Origin of the sequence: Epibacterium ulvae, from assembly GCF_018678075.1 — a bacterium.
Classification (GTDB): domain Bacteria; phylum Pseudomonadota; class Alphaproteobacteria; order Rhodobacterales; family Rhodobacteraceae; genus Epibacterium; species Epibacterium ulvae_A.
In genome coordinates this window covers 24,769-41,194 of record NZ_JAHHIR010000012.1, presented here as the reverse complement: position 1 = coordinate 41,194, position 16,426 = coordinate 24,769, and the positions used below count along the sequence as shown (strand labels likewise).

19 protein-coding genes, 2 tRNA genes and 2 pseudogenes are annotated in these 16,426 nt (G+C 56.9%); 14 read left to right on the top strand and 9 right to left on the bottom strand.

The genetic code is table 11. The features are described 5' to 3' along the window. Positions 1 to 135: 135 nt before the first annotated feature. Positions 136 to 360, top strand: a pseudogene (locus tag KMP13_RS02755) (D-aminoacyl-tRNA deacylase); the annotation flags it as partial. A 9-nt stretch (positions 361 to 369) separates the two neighbouring features. Here the strand turns inward: KMP13_RS02755 and KMP13_RS02750 are convergent. The 4 genes from KMP13_RS02750 to KMP13_RS02735 form a co-directional block, all read right to left on the bottom strand. After that, on the bottom strand, positions 370 to 1,293 hold the full coding sequence (locus tag KMP13_RS02750; RefSeq protein ID WP_215264029.1) for an alpha/beta hydrolase: 924 nt from the start codon (positions 1,291 to 1,293) through the stop codon (positions 370 to 372). 66 nt (positions 1,294 to 1,359) lie between these two features. Beyond that, entirely contained in the window at positions 1,360 to 3,255 is a 1,896-nt protein-coding gene (locus KMP13_RS02745) for an acyl-CoA synthetase (protein WP_215264028.1), read from the bottom strand. A 177-nt stretch (positions 3,256 to 3,432) separates the two neighbouring features. Then, complete coding sequence (locus KMP13_RS02740) at positions 3,433 to 5,232, bottom strand: ABC transporter transmembrane domain-containing protein (protein WP_215264027.1); 1,800 nt, start codon at positions 5,230 to 5,232, stop codon at positions 3,433 to 3,435. A gap of 191 nt (positions 5,233 to 5,423) precedes the next feature. After that, positions 5,424 to 5,497, bottom strand: a tRNA-Gly gene (locus KMP13_RS02735). Between the two features lie 194 nt (positions 5,498 to 5,691). On the opposite strand from KMP13_RS02735, the gene KMP13_RS02730 reads away from it, so the two are divergent. From KMP13_RS02730 to KMP13_RS02715, 4 genes and pseudogenes are all read left to right on the top strand, one after another. Further along, positions 5,692 to 6,384 carry a sirohydrochlorin chelatase gene (locus KMP13_RS02730; protein ID WP_353055672.1) on the top strand — a complete coding sequence of 231 codons (693 nt, stop codon included), beginning with the start codon at positions 5,692 to 5,694 and terminating at the stop codon, positions 6,382 to 6,384. 68 nt (positions 6,385 to 6,452) lie between these two features. Continuing rightward, positions 6,453 to 7,067, top strand: a pseudogene (locus KMP13_RS02725) (transposase); the annotation flags it as partial. Between the two features lie 297 nt (positions 7,068 to 7,364). Further along, positions 7,365 to 7,955, top strand: a complete 591-nt coding sequence (locus KMP13_RS02720; protein ID WP_215264026.1) for a tyrosine-type recombinase/integrase — start codon at positions 7,365 to 7,367, stop codon at positions 7,953 to 7,955. A 3-nt stretch (positions 7,956 to 7,958) separates the two neighbouring features. Then, positions 7,959 to 8,032, top strand: a tRNA-Cys gene (locus KMP13_RS02715). Between the two features lie 68 nt (positions 8,033 to 8,100). Here the strand turns inward: KMP13_RS02715 and KMP13_RS02710 are convergent. From KMP13_RS02710 to KMP13_RS02700, 3 genes are read right to left on the bottom strand one after another with little or no spacing between them, the layout of a single operon-like run. Continuing rightward, on the bottom strand, positions 8,101 to 9,132 hold the full coding sequence (locus KMP13_RS02710) for a site-specific integrase (RefSeq protein WP_215264025.1): 1,032 nt from the start codon (positions 9,130 to 9,132) through the stop codon (positions 8,101 to 8,103). After that, entirely contained in the window at positions 9,129 to 9,320 is a 192-nt protein-coding gene (locus KMP13_RS02705) for a hypothetical protein (protein WP_058291186.1), read from the bottom strand. Before KMP13_RS02705 ends, KMP13_RS02710 begins: the two co-directional genes overlap by 4 nt. Positions 9,321 to 9,344: 24 nt before the next feature. Beyond that, complete coding sequence (locus KMP13_RS02700; protein WP_170695082.1) at positions 9,345 to 9,539, bottom strand: Arc family DNA-binding protein; 195 nt, start codon at positions 9,537 to 9,539, stop codon at positions 9,345 to 9,347. 84 nt (positions 9,540 to 9,623) lie between these two features. Between KMP13_RS02700 and KMP13_RS02695 the strand changes: the two genes are divergently transcribed. Further along, entirely contained in the window at positions 9,624 to 9,938 is a 315-nt protein-coding gene (locus KMP13_RS02695) for an Arc family DNA-binding protein (protein WP_058289260.1), read from the top strand. Positions 9,939 to 9,940: 2 nt separating this feature from the next. Here KMP13_RS02695 and KMP13_RS20370 read toward each other — a convergent pair whose 3' ends face one another. Next, a complete protein-coding gene (locus KMP13_RS20370) occupies positions 9,941 to 10,357 on the bottom strand; it encodes a hypothetical protein (protein WP_251363653.1) in 417 nt (138 codons plus the stop codon). A gap of 382 nt (positions 10,358 to 10,739) precedes the next feature. On the opposite strand from KMP13_RS20370, the gene KMP13_RS02685 reads away from it, so the two are divergent. From KMP13_RS02685 to KMP13_RS02655, 7 genes are all read left to right on the top strand, one after another. Then, positions 10,740 to 10,952 carry a helix-turn-helix domain-containing protein gene (locus KMP13_RS02685; protein ID WP_215264023.1) on the top strand — a complete coding sequence of 71 codons (213 nt, stop codon included), beginning with the start codon at positions 10,740 to 10,742 and terminating at the stop codon, positions 10,950 to 10,952. A 2-nt stretch (positions 10,953 to 10,954) separates the two neighbouring features. Beyond that, complete coding sequence (locus tag KMP13_RS02680) at positions 10,955 to 11,155, top strand: hypothetical protein (protein WP_164644540.1); 201 nt, start codon at positions 10,955 to 10,957, stop codon at positions 11,153 to 11,155. A gap of 618 nt (positions 11,156 to 11,773) precedes the next feature. Beyond that, complete coding sequence (locus KMP13_RS02675) at positions 11,774 to 12,205, top strand: c-type cytochrome (protein WP_215264022.1); 432 nt, start codon at positions 11,774 to 11,776, stop codon at positions 12,203 to 12,205. 11 nt (positions 12,206 to 12,216) lie between these two features. Then, complete coding sequence (locus tag KMP13_RS02670; RefSeq protein WP_215264021.1) at positions 12,217 to 12,558, top strand: copper resistance CopC family protein; 342 nt, start codon at positions 12,217 to 12,219, stop codon at positions 12,556 to 12,558. 2 nt (positions 12,559 to 12,560) lie between these two features. Next, on the top strand, positions 12,561 to 13,427 hold the full coding sequence (locus KMP13_RS02665) for a copper resistance D family protein (RefSeq protein WP_215264020.1): 867 nt from the start codon (positions 12,561 to 12,563) through the stop codon (positions 13,425 to 13,427). Positions 13,428 to 13,453: 26 nt separating this feature from the next. Then, positions 13,454 to 14,755: a multicopper oxidase family protein gene (locus tag KMP13_RS02660; RefSeq protein WP_251363651.1), complete on the top strand. Its 1,302-nt coding sequence runs from the start codon at positions 13,454 to 13,456 to the stop codon at positions 14,753 to 14,755. Continuing rightward, positions 14,752 to 15,183: a c-type cytochrome gene (locus tag KMP13_RS02655; protein ID WP_035262750.1), complete on the top strand. Its 432-nt coding sequence runs from the start codon at positions 14,752 to 14,754 to the stop codon at positions 15,181 to 15,183. Before KMP13_RS02660 ends, KMP13_RS02655 begins: the two co-directional genes overlap by 4 nt. Here KMP13_RS02655 and KMP13_RS02650 read toward each other — a convergent pair. After that, positions 15,180 to 15,770, bottom strand: coding sequence for a Crp/Fnr family transcriptional regulator (locus tag KMP13_RS02650; protein WP_215264018.1), 591 nt, complete (start codon positions 15,768 to 15,770; stop codon positions 15,180 to 15,182). The two genes, KMP13_RS02655 and KMP13_RS02650, sit on opposite strands and share 4 nt — an antisense overlap. A gap of 75 nt (positions 15,771 to 15,845) precedes the next feature. Between KMP13_RS02650 and KMP13_RS02645 the strand changes: the two genes are divergently transcribed. Continuing rightward, a complete protein-coding gene (locus KMP13_RS02645) occupies positions 15,846 to 16,373 on the top strand; it encodes a hypothetical protein (protein WP_058289268.1) in 528 nt (175 codons plus the stop codon). Positions 16,374 to 16,426: the final 53 nt, after the last annotated feature.

Genomic DNA, 16,426 nt, shown 5'->3' with positions numbered 1-16,426 from the left:
CCGATGGAATTTTTGCAAAGAAAGGCAATGGACAAGCTGGCGGCCTAACGCCAAAGATTTAACCTCAAGGACTCCGCGCAAAACCGGAGGAGACTTGGGGCTCAGGTCAGGTGGATAATTGGTTAAATCTTTGGCGTTAGCCAGTTTACCCTTGCCGCGAATACGCGCAACGGAAATCGCCCTGGGTTCTCGACCGCCGCGCAGCACCAGTTAGCTGAAGCGCTCTATCTTGAGTTCGTTACCCACCTCAGGGGTCAAAGGATATTGGTCGCAACAGGAAAACTCGGCGCGGATATGAAAGTCTCGCTGGTCAATGACGGGCCGGTCACGATCTGGATCGACACCGATCAACCAACGTGACGCATCGGGTCAGTCCCAGGACCAGACCCCTTGCCCCAAGGCCTCAACCGCGAGGGTGATACGTTCAAAACTCTCACTGGCGCGCCTGACGCTGTGACGCGCTCTGAGGTATGAATGCACCAACCCCACTTCGTTGATCCATTTGGCCTGCCCAGCCGCCTGTTGCAGTTTTTCGACATACAGGTGGGCATCATCACGCAGCGGATCGCAATCTGCCGAAAAGGCCACGGTTGGCGGCAGGTCCTTGAAATTGATATCGTTCAACGGTGCATAGGTCACATCGTGCGCCGTGTCCTGCGCCGGGCCGCGCAGGTCCAGCATGCCGATGATGTCATCGCGCGTCAGCAAAGGGGCCGACATGTGATCGCGGTAGGATGCGGTATCGGTGTCCTGGCCTAGCAACGGATAGACAAGCACCTGCCCCAGAATACTGACGTCGGTGCCGCGTGCCTTGTGCGCCATCGCAGCACACAGCGTGGCACCGGCGCTGTCGCCCATCAAAACCAGATCAGTGTGATAGGTCGCCTTGACCCATTGCAGCGCGCGCCAGCTGTCGTCAAACGCGACTGGGTGCGGATGTTCGGGGGCCAGGCGGTAGTCCACTGCCACCACGCGGTAGCCGGTCTGGGCGCAAACCTCGGCGCAGACGTCGTCATGGCTGTCTAACCCACCAAAGATGAAACCGCCCCCATGGCAGTACACCACCGTGCAGGTGGGATTTCCCACCGAATAAAGACGCACCGGCACTCCATCTGCGTCGAGATCCTCGCTGACGACACCCGCCGGGCGCCGGGCGCGAAATGCTGCGCTCCATTCATCGTAGTGTTTTCGCTGCTCCGCCAATGGCCGCGGCGCACCGTCTGCTGACAGCAGCTCATCCGTGCGCCGGATAAAGGCCCAGGTCTCTTCGTCGATGAGTTTTTCATAGTTCACCGCACACACTCCATATGAACGCCCCTCAGGTTAGGGCAGAGCACGCGCCGTGAAAAGAGCAGGCGCTCAATTGGCTCTGAGCGGCTCCCACGGCCGGGTGAAGCTGCCCAACATATGGCCGACGGCCTCCGGGTCGCTGCCCTGCAAGGAAACCTGCGCCACAAGGCCCCGGTGTTTGTCGTCCACCACATGTTCAACACGCGCCGCCTGCCCCGCCTTTTCCAGGGCTGCATTATACACACGGGTGATCGCCAGTTTGCGCAGGTCCGGTTTGAAGACTTTGCCCACGGCGGTTTTGGGAAGGGCATCCAAAATGGTCAGATGTTTTGGAATGGCCGCACGTTCGTGGACATGAATTTTGCAATAGTCGAGCAACTCAGCCTCGCTCACCTGCCCGCCATCCACCAATTCCACATAGACGCAGGGCAGTTCACCGGAATGGGCATCCGGCTGGCCGATGGCGCCGGCAAAAGCGACCGCTTCATGGCCCAAAACCGCCTCTTCGATTTCGGCCGGGTCGATGTTGTGGCCGCCGCGAATGATCAAATCCTTGGCCCGCCCGGTAATCCACAGGTAGCCGCTTTCATCCATGCGCCCCAGATCACCGGTGCGCAGAAAGATGTCCTGGTGGTAAAGATCGGCGTTCTTGGCCGTCTCGGTATAGGTGTTGCCGGGAGAGACGCCGGGGCTGGAGACGCAGATCTCACCCACTTCGCCGGTCTGTGCCTCAACCATGCCGCCCGGCGAAGGCTGGATGATTTTGATATCGGTGTAGGGAAACGGGATACCAACTGACCCGATCTGTTTCGCCCCTTCAACCGGGTTACAGGCCACAAGGCAGGTGGCTTCTGTCAGACCGTAGCCTTCGACGATGTTGACGCCCGAGGTGGACTGAAAGCGGTTGAACAGCTCCATCGGCATGGGAGCGGACCCGGAAAAGGCCGTTTTGACAGAAGAGATATCCGCATCCACCGGCCGCTGCATCAAGGCCGAGACCGCCGTGGGCACGGTGATGATAAAGGAGATCCGCCAGCGTTCGATCAGCTTCCAGAAGTTGTCGAAAACCCCGTCGCCGCGATACCCTTGTGGTGTTGGAAACACCACATGCGCGCCCGAAGCGACCGCTGCCATGACGATCACATGGCAGGCAAACACATGGAACATTGGCAGGGGGCACATGATGTTGTCGTCTTCGCTGAACAACAGGGTTGATCCGATCCAACCGTTATAGATCAGGCCAGAATATTTGTGCTGCGCCACTTTTGGCATGCCGGTTGTCCCGCCAGTGTGGAAGTAACAGGCCACCCGGTCGCCCGCGCTGTCCGCAAAGGCAAGCTGCGTCGGCTGTTTGCCCATCTCCGTTTTAAAACACCGGTAGTCCGCGTGGGCCAGATGTTCTTTGTTCGCCATCTTGGGCCGCAGGAACGGAACGATCCACGATTTGGGCGGCGTCAGATAGCGGTTCAGATCCACCTCTAACACCGTGTTCACATTGGGCGCGTGGCGCACCGCCTCGGCCACTTTTTGCGCCACATCGGTCTTGGGGAATGGCTTCAGCGTCACCACTACCTTGGCGCCTGTTTCCCGCAGGATTGAGGCGATTTGTTCAGGCTCCAACAGCGGATTGATCGGGTTCACAATGCCCGCAACCGCACCGCCAAGGAAGGTATAAAGCGCCTCGTTACAGTTGGGCAGCACATAGGCGATCGTGTCGTTTTCGCCGATGCCAAGGGAGCGAAAAAGGTTCGCAGCCTGGGTCACCCGAGTGAGCAAATCGCCCCAATTGACAGTTTCCGCCGGATCTTTTGCCCCGGAAAACAATTGATAGCTGATCGCATTGTGGTTGGGAAATTTCCCCGCGGTTTGCGCCAGCAACGCATACAAAGTCGCAGGCATCCCCCGCTCTTCATAGGTCATTTTGCTTTCGAACTGGGCACACTCTTCAGCGGTGGAAAATCCCATCTCGTACTCTCCTCCCTCGTTAACCGGCCAACCGGTGCAAAATCTCGCCTGCACGTCGCCGGGTCTCTTAGAGTATAGTTGCGAAAGTTTTGCGGCACCAGCAAGGCGCAGCCGCGTTCCAAAATTTTGGGAACGCGGCGTCATCGTCGCATGGGCGTGTGACTTAGGGGTCGAGCGTTACTCTGCCGCCATGCCGTCGGTGAACTGCAAACGCGCCAACCGTGCATAAAGCCCACCTTCGGCGACCAGCTGGTCATGGGTGCCCATGGCCACGATCTGACCTGCGTCCATGACAACAATCCGGTCGGCCTTTTTCACAGTTGCTAAACGGTGGGCCACAACCAAAGTCGTACGCCCCTGGCTCAGCTCATCCACGGCGGCCTGCACCAGACGTTCGCTTTCGGCATCCAGCGCCGAGGTTGCCTCATCCAGCAACAAAACCGGCGAGTCACGCAGGATGGCGCGCGCGATGGCGATACGTTGCTTTTGCCCACCCGACAGCATCACACCGCGTTCGCCCAAGAAACTGTCGTACCCTTCCGGCAAAGCGGTGATGAAATCATGTGCGGCGGCGGCCTGAGCGGCGGCCTCGATCTCAGCATCGGTGGCGTCCGGGCGGCCAAAGCGGATGTTTTCGCGCGCCGATGTGGCAAAGATAATCGGGCTTTGCGGAACCATCGCGATGGACTGGCGGAATTCATCGCGGCGCATATGATCAAGGGCAACACCATCCAGACGCACCTGCCCGGTAGTGGGGTCATAATAGCGCTGGAGCAGTTGAATGATTGTGGTTTTACCCGCGCCAGACGGGCCGACAAAGGCGACGGTTTCCCCCGGTTCAACCGTCAATGTGATGTCATCCAGGGCAACGGTGTCCGGGCGCGCGGGGTAACGGAAATTCACCGCGTCAAATTCAATACGCCCCTGCACCGGCGCAGGCAGCGGGCGCGGTGTCTCGGGGTCAACCACCCTGTCTTCAGCCTCAAGCAGTTCGACCAGGCGTTCGGTCGCACCGGCTGCGCGCTGGATCTCGCTCCAGATCTCGGACAGGGCCGCAACCGATCCGGCGACAAGCACGGCATAGATGACAAATTGCACCAGCGCGCCTTCGGTCATATTGCCCGCGCGCACATCATTGGCGCCGATCCACAACACGCCGACCACGCCCGAGAACACCAAGAAAATCACGATCACGGTCAAAAACGCCCGAGTGCGGATACGCCGTTGCGAGCTGTCAAATGCGGTTTCGGTCAGCTCGGCAAACTGCGTTCGACTGATCGCTTCATGGGTAAAGGCCTGGACGGTCTGCACCGCCCCCAGCGCTTCGCCTGCGTTGCCGGATGAGGCCGCGATCCAGTCCTGGTTCTCGCGACTGATCACCCGCAAACGACGCCCCAAGGTCATGATCGGCACGACCACCGCAGGCACAATCAGCAGAACCAACAATGTCAATTTGGCGGAGGTCAGTAGCATCAGCACCAAACCACCGAGGAAAATCAGCAGGTTGCGCAGCGCAATTGAGGCGGATGAGCCGAGCACGGATTGGATCAGGGTTGTATCGGTGGTGATCCGGCTCAGAACTTCGCCAGTCAGGATGTTTTCAAAAAACGCAGGGCTCATGGCGATGACGCGGTCAAACACGGCCTTGCGGATATCCGCGACGACCCGTTCACCCAATCGGGTGACCAGCGCGTACCGCAGTCCCGTGCCCACGGCCAGTAATCCGGCGATGCCAATGGCGGCCAGGAAATACTGGTTCAGCAATGCGCTTTCAGAAAACCGGAAGCTGTCAACAACCCGGCGCACCGCAAGCGGCAAGGTCAGCGAAACACCCGCAGTCAGGATCAACGCAGCCAAAGCCCCGAGGATGAGCAAGCGGTAAGGTTTCATGAACGGCCATAATGCGCGCAAAACGCCGACCTTCTTTGAGCCTTCGCGCTCTTCTTTTGCACCTGGGGCGGCCTGTCGTCGTGCCATGATGGCTCCCTCTTCCCTGTCTGATCCCGGTCGAACCGCAATGGTCCGTAAAAGACTTGGGTTTCATGGCCATCTCGCTCCCTAAGGTCAAGCGACCAAGTGCCGCGCAAGGCGGTAGCAGAGCGAACTATGACCCAGGAGCCAGAATAGCGTTCGCAAATAAGGCAGTTTCGATGTGCATGGAGATTTTTTGGAGCGGGTAGAGGGAATCGAACCCTCACCTTAAGCTTGGAAGGCTCTTATGATACCATTTCACCATACCCGCTCGGATGTGGCAGTGATGTATGTGAAGCTTTGAAGAAGGTCAACCGACTAATTTGCTTGTTTTTTCTGCTCAAGGTGTTTTTGTCTCAAATCTGTCACCGGGCCTCATTCAGCAGTGCTTGCGCTTGCATCACGCCATGGCCACATAGGCGTTTCCAAAGCCCCCGCCGCCGCCAAAGAGCAAGGAAAACCAACGTGCCCGTCGCAGTTATCACCGCCCATGGCCAACCCTCAGCGCCCGAAGCACCCGAGGCCGCTTTGGCCGCGCTCGCCCAAGAGGTTGCTGGATTCATGCCCGGGTGGGACGTCCGCTCTGCGACCCTGTCAATGCCTGGCCGGTTGGAAGAGGTCGCCGAGGATGGCGCGCTGATCTACCCGTTTTTCATGTCCAAAGGCTGGTTCACAACCAAGGTCCTGCCCAAACGACTGGGAAACATTCAGGCACGGATAGCTGACCCCTTTGGCCTGGACCCAGCCCTTGCATCTTTGGCCGCGGACGCGCTGCGCGCCGAAGCCGCCGCCAGCGACTGGCCCCTGGACGAAGTCGACATATTGCTTGCAGCCCATGGATCCGCCCGCGGACGCCATGCAGCTGCGGCAGCGTTCCAATTTGCCAAGGCCCTGGCCACCGCCCTCCCTGGTCCACGCATCAATTGCGGATTTGTGGAACAATCCCCCAGCATTGCCGCCGCGGCCGCCCTTTTGCCCTCCCAATGCCTGTGCCTGCCGTTTTTTGCCCAAGCAGGAGACCATGTGCGCGACGACATTCCAGCATCCCTGGCCAAGGCCAATTTCCCCGGTCGCACCCTACCCGTTCTGGGCGCGCTGCCTGGTGCCGCGCGATTGATCGCCAATGCTCTGCTGGACGCCAGTGCAGATCCTGGGTAATCCGCCCTAAAATTGGTGGTGTTCAAGAGTAAAATTTTCTCAGCAAAATATCTGAGGAGCTTTGTTGAATGACGAACAGACGATATAGCGACGCGCAGATCATGGCGGTGTTGAAGCAGGCGGAGGGCGGTGTGCCGGTCTCTGATCTTTGTCGTGAACACTGGCGTAAGGCGGGGGAGAAATTGATCCGGTGCATCAATTTCCGGCCGAACCAGCGCCAATTTCTATAAATGGCGTGCCAAATGTGGCGGCAAGAATGCGTCTTTGTTGTCTGAGATGAACGATATGGCGGACGAGAACCGTCGCCTGAAGCACATGCATGCTGAGATGAGCATGTCCGAGACGATCTACTGAAGGAAGCTCTCGGAAGCAGGCCATTTTCCGCCATTGGTCCGAGGACAATGGACGTGCGCGTTATGGCCGTCCACTGCCCGGCAATGTCCCGAGAGGGACGGAGACTAGAGATGGCCATGAATGCTGTCGCCTTGCACGGTGTAAGCATCGCTTTAGCGTGCCGGACGTTCGAGATCAGCGAGACCTGCTACAGGTACCGCCCTGTGATGAACGATGAGAATGAAGAGATCGCTGGTTGGCTGGAACGTCTGACCATTGCCTGGCAGGGCATTGAAAATGCCCGAGAAGGGGTAAACAAGCGGAGTTGCGGCTTTGGATTGTGTTTTCTGTAAGCGTGTATGACTGCCATTCGCTGTTATCTTGGCCGATAGCATCCGCGACGCCGTCTAGGCCACTCTTGATACTTGCCAGCAGGTGGTCGACGTCGCGGCGCTTTCGATCGGGAGGACAGAACCTGACAACCACGTGCGCACCCAGTCCCAGATTGACGGCCTTGGCTTCCCAGCCGCACGCTTCGCGATAACGACGACGCACCCCGGAAATGCTGCGACGGTCACAGCGAGCGTTTGGCGACAACTCTAGCGGGGGCCATGGAAGCCTCACAACGTTGCTCATGCCATCACCTCATGGAGTTTCGCGACCTCATCAACGAACGCATGCTGTTTGAGCTGATGCTTGGGACAGGACAGCGAATTGTCGACCGCTTGGACATGCAATGCTCCCACATTGCAGGCGATACAATTTCTGTGAAGCAAAACAAGACGAAGAAACGCCTGTTGATACCGGCGACAGGGGAGCTCCTGGAGGCGCTGCCCGTTCATAGTGCCGCCTGGGAACACACGCGAAGGAGCGACAAGGGCCTTTTCATCCTCCAGAAGGACATGTCCAAGACAAAGGCTCCCGAAAAGTGGGCTTATCGAGGCGCGGCGGATACGATGCACAAGGCGAGAAAAAGCATCGGTTTGACAACCATTCCCTTCGTTATACGGCAGCCACAGAGTTTCTGCTCGCAGGCTGTACTGACGACGACATCGCAAGCGTCACAAGCCAAAGCTTGGAAATGGTGCACATTACACCAGGTCAGAGCGACAAAAGATCCGCGCACGCTCAGCGCAGCAAAAAAGAGCGAATTTTGGGGTTGCACCTCCCCGGGAAGAAAAATAGAACGTCAGCCAGACTGTGTGGCAGGACACCACCCGCCACAGCTAAGTTATTGAAAAGGCGAGTTGGCGGAGTGGTGACGCAGCGGATTGCAAATCCGTGTACACCGGTTCGATTCCGGTACTCGCCTCCAATAAAATCAATGACTTGCGTCATCCTTTCTCTCCTTCACTGCCATTTTTGAAACAACCGTTGAAACTTTCACGTTTCGGTCTTGCTTCGTTCCATTTGATTTCTTGCCTCTTGAGCGCGCTTCGCGAGCTCTCTTTGCCGGATCGGCCCACCGTACTTTTTGAGCATCTCAACGCCTGAATGGCCGGTGACGGCTTTGACCATCTCGTCATCACACCCAGCCAGATACAGCTCAATCGTCGCATTTTTCCTGAGCCCGTGCGTTTTGTAGTAGCTCGCCTTCTCGTGCTTCATCTTCTTTTTGATGGAGCGCATTTCCTCGGCGATGATGCGATAGCTGACCGACCTGCCCTTAGCGTCAGTCACGACCGTGCCGTCCGTTCGCTCGAGCCCGTCCAGGTGAGCCTTGAGACGATCAGTGAGCGGGATCCACAGCGGCTTGTCGGTTTTACCCTGAGTGAAATCGAATCCTTCGTCGGAAAAGTGTGCCCACTTCATCTTTACGACGTCGCCAATTCGCTGGCCTGTGCCAACGCAAAGCTCGTAGACCAGTCTCGCACGCTCAGAAGCCAGCGCTTCGAACTCTGCGCGGACATCGTCCGGCCAAGGCTCCCAGCCATCGCTCTGCTGCTTGAAGAGCGGAATGCCTTTCGCCGGATTGCCGTGCTCCTTCTTAATAAAGCCAATCAATCGTGCGTGGTTCATCAAGACGACCATGACCTGGACGAGATAATTGGCTTGCCGCCAGTGATCCGCATTGGCGCGGTGCAATTCGTAGATATGATGGGTCTCGATCCTGGCCGGGTCTTTCTCGGCCCAGATCTCACGAATGTGGCTGATATACCGCCGATAGTCGGATCTCGTCCGGGGCTTCAGCTTTTTGTAGGCGTCGCTCTCGTAATAGCTCAGGATTAAGGCCTCAAAGTTACGCTTCACCGGCGCAGGCGCTGGCTTTCCTTTAAGCAGGCGATTGTAATGATCCCAAAATTCCGGAGTGCCCGCTTCCTCATGCATCATGACAGAGATGCCGCGCGAACGCCGGATGAACCGAAGGTATCCTCTGTCATTGTAGACGTATTTTGGAAGGCTCTTGCGGGTCATTCGCCCATTCTCAGGTCACTGTTGAGAAAGTCGTCAGCTGCCTCTGGCGCGACCATGTTGGCATCGACGATGACACTGCCATCTGGCTTGATCTCGAACTTCGCGCGTTGCCAACCTGCCTCCCGCGCCTCGCGGATAAAAGCCGAGGCCGCTTGTTTCGCTTTCGTCTGTGCACTTACTTTCGTCATCTTATCGACACCTCTCTCACCTCGTTAACAACGCGCATTATCACCCTGATCTATATTGATATTTCCGATTGAAGCGGGAGTGGAGCGCCTGTCCTTTGCCGCGCGAATTGCGCGGATCACCTCAGAATTCTGGGAGTTGCCATTGCGATCGGACTCCGCCTTGATCCACTCCTTGAGCTCTTGCGGAAGCCGAAGTTGCATTGGTTTACGACTGTTCATGAAACGCCTCCAGGTTGAAACAATGTCCCGTTAGTGGCACTTAGCCACTATTGCGTCAATCGCTTTTTATGGCACAGTGCCATCATGGCAGAACAAAGCTCTCAGAATCAGGATAAATTTATCGTGCGGCTGCCGGACGGCCTGCGCGATAGGATACGCCTCGCGGCTGAGGCCAACCACCGCAGTATGAATGCTGAGGTCGTTGCCCTACTCGAAGAAAATTATCCGGCCCCTGTGCCGGAAAAACTGGAAGACCCCGCCGCGCGGCTGCTCTTCTGGCTCGCGAAGCGCATCCGCCGAAGAAGTCCGAAGCCCGGCTCTCCCAGAGACAAGCAAGCAGCCTTGTATGAGCGCATTGCGGTCGATATCTCGGAACGCATGAAGGATATCGGGGAATAGCCCTAATAGGCCACCCACTCATATCCGTGGCTGCCTTCGTGATCCTCCCATTCAACGCCGACTCCGCGACGCCAATTTGATGACGAACAGCGCCGCGATGGAAGCACCCACTGCGGGGCGGCCGCTGGCGTCGTTCGTTGCCAACCGAAATCGCCCTGCGTGCCGTAGGTGCCGAGGAGCATATTGTAATTCTCGGAGCAATCATCGTCGCGACCACGTTCGCGATGGCTGTAGTGCCGAACATCCCAGACGCGGATCGAGCGCACGAAATCGAATTCTAGGCCACTGATGTCGATGTCTGCGCCACTTTCCACCACCTGTGCCAGAATGACTTGGCCGAGCGTCTGACCTGTTTGGTTACTGGCCTCCCATATTTTCGGGGCCTCGCTTTGCAATGGCGCACGCTCAGAAACCCCCATAGGACAACGCCAGATTTGCAAAGGTGGCTCGATCGGCCAGGGCGTAATCCGACGGATGAACACAGCACGGGCATGAGCGCATTCTGCTGACGTAGGCCACCCGCCAGCCAGGCAAAGCAGAATGGCGCAGTCAACCTGATAGGCTTTTGCCGCCTGCGGAGCCACACTGGAAAGCAGAGACATTGCGAGCCCAAAGAACCAATTCCTGATAGATCTGCACCACATATCAATATATACCCTTTGCTACATTACTGTATTATTGTAAATGTAGCTCCAACAGCCCCCTTCACACCATATACGAGAACATCTTTTGTGATGCTCGCGCGCGTTTTGTGGAATATATTCCGTAGAGCAGTTCTTGTGATCTGGCCGAATACAGGCCATGAAATTGCGGGAACGAGTAGGGCTAAATGTACGGAATCTAAGAAATTCCAGAGGATTGAGCCAAGAACAATTAGCCTTAGCTGCGGAAGTCGATCGCAGCTATATCAGCGAGATCGAACTCGCCAAAAACTCGGCATCAATCGATGTTCTGGAGCGGATCGCGGTTGCTCTCGGCGTCGATCCAAAGGAATTGTTTAACGAGAGGGGCTAGTTTTGCCCGAATTTGAGAGTGCTCGCACAACGGCCGAAGCCATCGGCCGCATTACATGCATCAAGACAGGCGAAGAAATCGGCTTGCTGTATCATTGGGACAATGGTGAAACTCAGGCAGCGCTTTACGATGATGGTCATCCTGAAACATCAAACTGCTCAGATCATCCCGCTGAAACGGACATTGGCGCAAACCGCAGCTAACGGCCGGAAAAAGCTCATTTTATCAAATGCGGCGTGTTGCCTGGAGGTCTGCAATCGGGTGAGTGGCTTTTTTCTTATGGCGGTTGGAGTTCATACCACCTGACAGAGGGCTCGCGTTGTAATGGATCGGAAACTGAGATAGCTTCGCTGTGTGAAGTGCCTTCGAAACATAACCTCAATACTGCTTGTTGTTCTTCTGGTCTTTATGACGGGGCTGAGCAGCGCTGCGCATGCTTTATCCATGGGTTGCGTTGGTGGGCATTGTGACGAGCACAAGGTCATGCCTGTGGTCGAAAACCACACTGGCCACGCTTTGGGGGAATTGACGAGCAGCACACTGCTTGGATCAGATGGGATAGAGCATGACGAATGCAATCCATTCCTGTGCAATTCTCTCGCGCTAATACTGCTAACTTCCGACGCAGTTTTTGACCAATCCGAGGCCGTATTGGGTTGGCAGGTTGGCCACCTCTCAACTCTGGAAGAGCCGGACAACCCGGACAGACCACCCAACCTTTGAATCAGGATTTCACCGCTGCTTGCGTGAGTGATCAGCGTTTTAGAAAGGTCGCAGGAATACTGCGGCCCGCCCCTGTTTCACAAGGTTAGGACCAATCCATGAACAAAAAATACATCGTGATCGGCGCGTGCGCCGTGGCAGCCGTCGCTGCATACCTCGTTCTTCGACCCGGCCCCGCAGAGGAAGTCGCGCAAGCGGCACCTGTTGAAGGTAACGCGATTGTTGCGATCCAGATGCCGCAAATCGACGGCAACGCAGCGATAGGCCAACGCATATTCGAGAATGCCTGCGCTGCCTGTCACGGCACCAACGCTGTTGGTGTTGAGGGCGCGGGACCACCATTGATCCATGTCATCTATGAGCCCAGCCATCACGCCGACGAGTCCTTTCAGCGCGCGGTTGCGGTGGGTGTCAGAAGCCATCACTGGCGGTTTGGTGACATGCCGCCGGTTGAAGGCTTGACCCGTGGCGACGTTGCTATGGTCATCTCCTACATCCGCGAAATCCAGCGCGCCAACGGAATTAACTAAAGGATACCCCAATGAAAAAACTTGCCACATTTGCTTTGATGACCGTTCTGGCGACCAGTGCGTTTGCGCATTCACCCGTAGATCACACAACGCCTGAGAATGGCGCGACAATCACGGAAGTCCCGCCCGAGATCAGCTTCAACTTTGCCAATGATATCCGTCTTACACGGGTGGATATGCTTCATCAGGATCATCCGTCTGTACGGCTTGATCTCAGGGATCAAACGAGCTTTGACCGTGTGTTCACGCTGCCCCTCGAAGGCATGGGGAAAGGCACCTACCGCATCGAATGGCGGGGATTAGGTTCAGACGGGCACGCCATGCAGGGCGAATTCTCGTTCACGGTGGAATGACCATGCCGGATATCTGGGGAATAGCCGCGATATTCGCCAAACTGACGCTGTATTTTGGCGTCGTTGGGTCGACCGGGCTTGTGATCATTCTAGCGACCTTTCCAAATCTGGTGCTACCACTATGCCGCCGGATCAAGGCAAAGGCTGTGGTGTTGGCGGGACTTTCCATATTCGCAGCGATGTTCGGCTTCATGCTGCGCGGAGCCGCCCTGACGGGTGATGCCGATGGCATGACGGATCCCGAAATGCTCGGGCTGTTGTGGCAAACACCGGTTGGCGACGTTTTGGTTTATCGGATTGCGGGTATGGCAATCCTAATCGCGGGAATGTTCATTCCCCGTTTTGGGAGGTGGGTTTCACTTGCTGGCGGGACCATTGCCTTATGGTCCTTTGCAAAAATCGGGCACGTACCTGACTTGCAGCAAACTGGCGTTCGTCTGCTCCTTCTATTGCACCTTCTTGGTATCGCGTTCTGGATCGGTATCCTTGGCCCCTTACGGAACCTGTCACGACTGCCAGAACACTTGGACGACGCGGCCCTGCTGGGGCATCGCTTTGGGCAAGCGGCGGCAGTGATTGTCCCGGTGCTGATCCTGGCAGGCCTGTTGATGGCCTGGCTGTTGCTGGGCGATCTGAGGGCACTCTTGTCAACCGGGTATGGGCAAACCCTTCTAATCAAGCTGGTGCTTGTCGGCGCGATCCTGATTCTGGCAGCCGCAAACAAACTTCGCTTTGTTCCCGCCATGCAGGCCGGAGACAGCAAAGCCGCGCAGCATCTGGCGCGCTCCATCGAAATTGAAACAGCGGTCATCCTGGTCGTGCTTGCGGCAACCGCAACACTCACCAGCGTTCAGACCCTTCCGAACTGAGGCCTTCCATGAACAGACGAGAATTCTTGATCACGACAAGCGTGGCGGCATTGGTTCCGCGTATCACACTTGCTTCAACCCCAACGGAACTGGTTGCGCAGCCGGTCAGCGCGCAAATCCTGCCCGTTGGGGAACCGGCAACGCCTATGCTGGGATTCAACGGCAGCACGCCCGGACCAGTGCTGCGGACCCGTCAGGGAGAAATCTTTGACATCCGGTTCCGGAACCAGATCGGCGAGGGATCGGCGGTGCATTGGCATGGGCTGCGTATCGACAATGCAATGGATGGCGTTCCGGGCCTGACGCAAGACGTCGTCGAAGTGGATGCCGAGTTCGCCTACCGTTTCCGTGCGCCGGATGCAGGCACCTTCTGGTACCATTCGCACAACCGATCTTGGGAACAGGTTGCAAAGGGACTCTATGGCCCGTTGATCGTGGAAGAGTTGACGCCACCGGACGTGGATCACGATTTGATCGTGTTGATAGATGATTGGCGCATGACCGAAGCGGGCACGCTGGCCGATGGTTTCGAAAATATGCACGATCAGGCGCATCAGGGGCGGCTCGGCAACTATGCCCGTGCTCTTGTCGAACCGAGCACGCCCGTCCGTCGTGGTGATCGTGTGCGCTTTCGTCTGATCAATGTCGCGACCGACAGGATTTTCCCGATTGAGATTGAAGGTGTCGACGGCAAGATCGTTGCAAATGACGGAATGCCCCTTGTCAGTCCACAGGAGTTATCCAGTCTCATTCTTGCCCCGGCCCAACGCGCGGATATCATCGCGGATATCACTTCCCCGGATCAAATCGCCTTCATGTTTCCCACGCAGGACGGCCCCTACTTGCTGGGTGAAATCCCCGTTGAGGACGCGAACACGGAGCGGCAACCATCGGAGATTTCTGCGTTGCCACCAAACGAGGTTACGCAGCCCAACTTAGACAATGCGGCTTCCCTGACGCTTACCATGGAAGGTGGGGCCATGAGCCGTCGCATGATGCAAGGTATGATGGGTGGCGATATCTGGGCGTTCAACGGGCAGTCCGGTCTAACGGATACCCCGTTTCATCTGTTCGAACGTGGGCAGACAGCGCGTATTCGTCTGGTGAACGACACCCGTTTCCCGCATGGCATCCATCTGCACGGGCATCATTTCTTTGAGGTCGGGGCTGACGACGGTCTGGGCGCTTTCCGGGACACAACACTTGTGGACGCGGGTGAGACCCGCGACATCGTCTGCGTGTTCGACAATCCCGGAAAATGGCTGTTGCATTGTCACATGCTGGGGCATCAGGCGGCGGGTATGAAGACATGGGTGGAAGTCGCATGAAACGCGTTTTGATCATTGCCGCATGCTGTATCGCGACCGGTGCAATCGCCGATCACGAATTGAATGACCGAGATTTGACCAATGGTCAAACCCTCTACAGCGAACAATGCGCGTCCTGCCATGGGGCCAGTCTTGAAGGGCAACCCGACTGGCGCACGCCTGATGAAAACGGCGTTTTGCCAGCTCCACCCCATGATGAGACCGGGCACACATGGCACCACGACAACCAGCTTCTGTTCGAATACACTCGGCTTGGTGGAGAGGAAGCATTGGCTGCGCGCGGTGTCACCGGCTTTGCCAGCGGCATGCCAGGGTTTGGCGATGCGTTTGCCGATGACGATATCTGGGACATTCTGGCATATATCAGATCAACATGGCCGGACCGCGTTCGGGAAATCCAAGCCGGTCGCAACCCACCGCACAACTAAGGAAGGCGGTCTTCGCTACGTGGCGTGGGGGCATAGCGCCCGCGCCCGGTTTTTGTCAGCAATCCCTGATCAGACAGATCTCTGAGAGCCCGATAGCAGGCTTCTTTGGTCAACCCGATCTGGTTGGCGAATTGTGTGACCGAACCGGTCAGCTTGCCCAATTCCACCGCCAGCAATACGCGGTCGTTCGCTGATTTCACAGCGCGCAGCGTCAATAGCTGGCGGTAATCCTGCACCTGCACCGCCAATCGCTTGGTGATCCCTTCCGAAAAAGCCGTGTCTTCACGTAGTTGCTTCTGGATGGCTTGCTTCGAAATCCGAACAACTTCGGATGGAGCAGTACAAATCGCGTCGCAGTGGTAGTGATCCGAATAAATGGATGCTTCGGCAAACATGTCGCCAGTCTGAGCGTTGTAGATCGTTACGGAGTTTCCAGATTCCGTCACGCGAGTTAGGCAGATGCCACCTGACGCCACAAAGAATATGCCCTTTGTGGTGTCGCCCTGCCGGAACACGTGGTCTCCAATGGAATAACGCATTTGAGACAGAGATTTTTCATCCAATGCGCCGAACGGGGTGGGTAACATGTGATTTCAATCATATTCGGATCTGCGTCTGGGGTGTAGCAAACCACCAACCCCAAATGCAAGAACGGACATACCATGATCAGAACGACACTTTGCGCCATCGTGGCGCTCATAGCCCTTCCAGCCGCCGCCCAACATGCCCATCAGGGCTCGGACGGCCCTTTGGAAACAGGGCAGTCCGCCTTCGCCGCAATTTCGGAAATCGTACAAATCCTGTCAGACGACCCCGGTACCGACTGGACCAAGGTCAATATTCAGGCGCTGCGCGATCACCTCGTGGATATGGAGTTGGTCACGACCCAAGCGACCGTGAACACTCAGACCGAAGGCAGGAAAGTCGAGTTTCGCGTTACCGGCGAGGGGATTGTGGCCGATGCCGTCGCGCGCATGGCGACGGCACATTCACCGATGTTGGAATTGGCAACTGGATGGACGGTGACTGCTGAACCGTCCACGGACGGAGCGACCATGCGCATCGAGGTCCAGACCGAACAGGAGCTTGCCCGCGTCCTTGGCCTCGGGTTCTTCGGTGTTATGACAATCGGTGCGCACCATCAGGCGCACCACATACAGATGGCTTCCGGTGAAGATCCGCATCACTGATGCGATCCAGCCAAGACGCAGTGATTGGAGCTTGCACAGCCAACGGGTATTTT

Coding starts and splice junctions, on each gene's coding strand:
- KMP13_RS02745 (WP_215264028.1), bottom strand. CDS start 3,255: ATGGGATTTTCCACCGCTGAAGAGTGTGCCCAGTTCGAAAGCAAAATG.
- KMP13_RS02740 (WP_215264027.1), bottom strand. CDS start 5,232: ATGGCACGACGACAGGCCGCCCCAGGTGCAAAAGAAGAGCGCGAAGGC.
- KMP13_RS02720 (WP_215264026.1), top strand. CDS start 7,365: ATGGAGTTTCGCGACCTCATCAACGAACGCATGCTGTTTGAGCTGATG.
- KMP13_RS02710 (WP_215264025.1), bottom strand. CDS start 9,132: ATGACCCGCAAGAGCCTTCCAAAATACGTCTACAATGACAGAGGATAC.
- KMP13_RS02705 (WP_058291186.1), bottom strand. CDS start 9,320: ATGACGAAAGTAAGTGCACAGACGAAAGCGAAACAAGCGGCCTCGGCT.
- KMP13_RS02700 (WP_170695082.1), bottom strand. CDS start 9,539: ATGAACAGTCGTAAACCAATGCAACTTCGGCTTCCGCAAGAGCTCAAG.
- KMP13_RS02695 (WP_058289260.1), top strand. CDS start 9,624: ATGGCAGAACAAAGCTCTCAGAATCAGGATAAATTTATCGTGCGGCTG.
- KMP13_RS20370 (WP_251363653.1), bottom strand. CDS start 10,357: ATGGGGGTTTCTGAGCGTGCGCCATTGCAAAGCGAGGCCCCGAAAATA.
- KMP13_RS02685 (WP_215264023.1), top strand. CDS start 10,740: ATGAAATTGCGGGAACGAGTAGGGCTAAATGTACGGAATCTAAGAAAT.
- KMP13_RS02675 (WP_215264022.1), top strand. CDS start 11,774: ATGAACAAAAAATACATCGTGATCGGCGCGTGCGCCGTGGCAGCCGTC.
- KMP13_RS02670 (WP_215264021.1), top strand. CDS start 12,217: ATGAAAAAACTTGCCACATTTGCTTTGATGACCGTTCTGGCGACCAGT.
- KMP13_RS02665 (WP_215264020.1), top strand. CDS start 12,561: ATGCCGGATATCTGGGGAATAGCCGCGATATTCGCCAAACTGACGCTG.
- KMP13_RS02655 (WP_035262750.1), top strand. CDS start 14,752: ATGAAACGCGTTTTGATCATTGCCGCATGCTGTATCGCGACCGGTGCA.
- KMP13_RS02650 (WP_215264018.1), bottom strand. CDS start 15,770: ATGTTACCCACCCCGTTCGGCGCATTGGATGAAAAATCTCTGTCTCAA.
- KMP13_RS02645 (WP_058289268.1), top strand. CDS start 15,846: ATGATCAGAACGACACTTTGCGCCATCGTGGCGCTCATAGCCCTTCCA.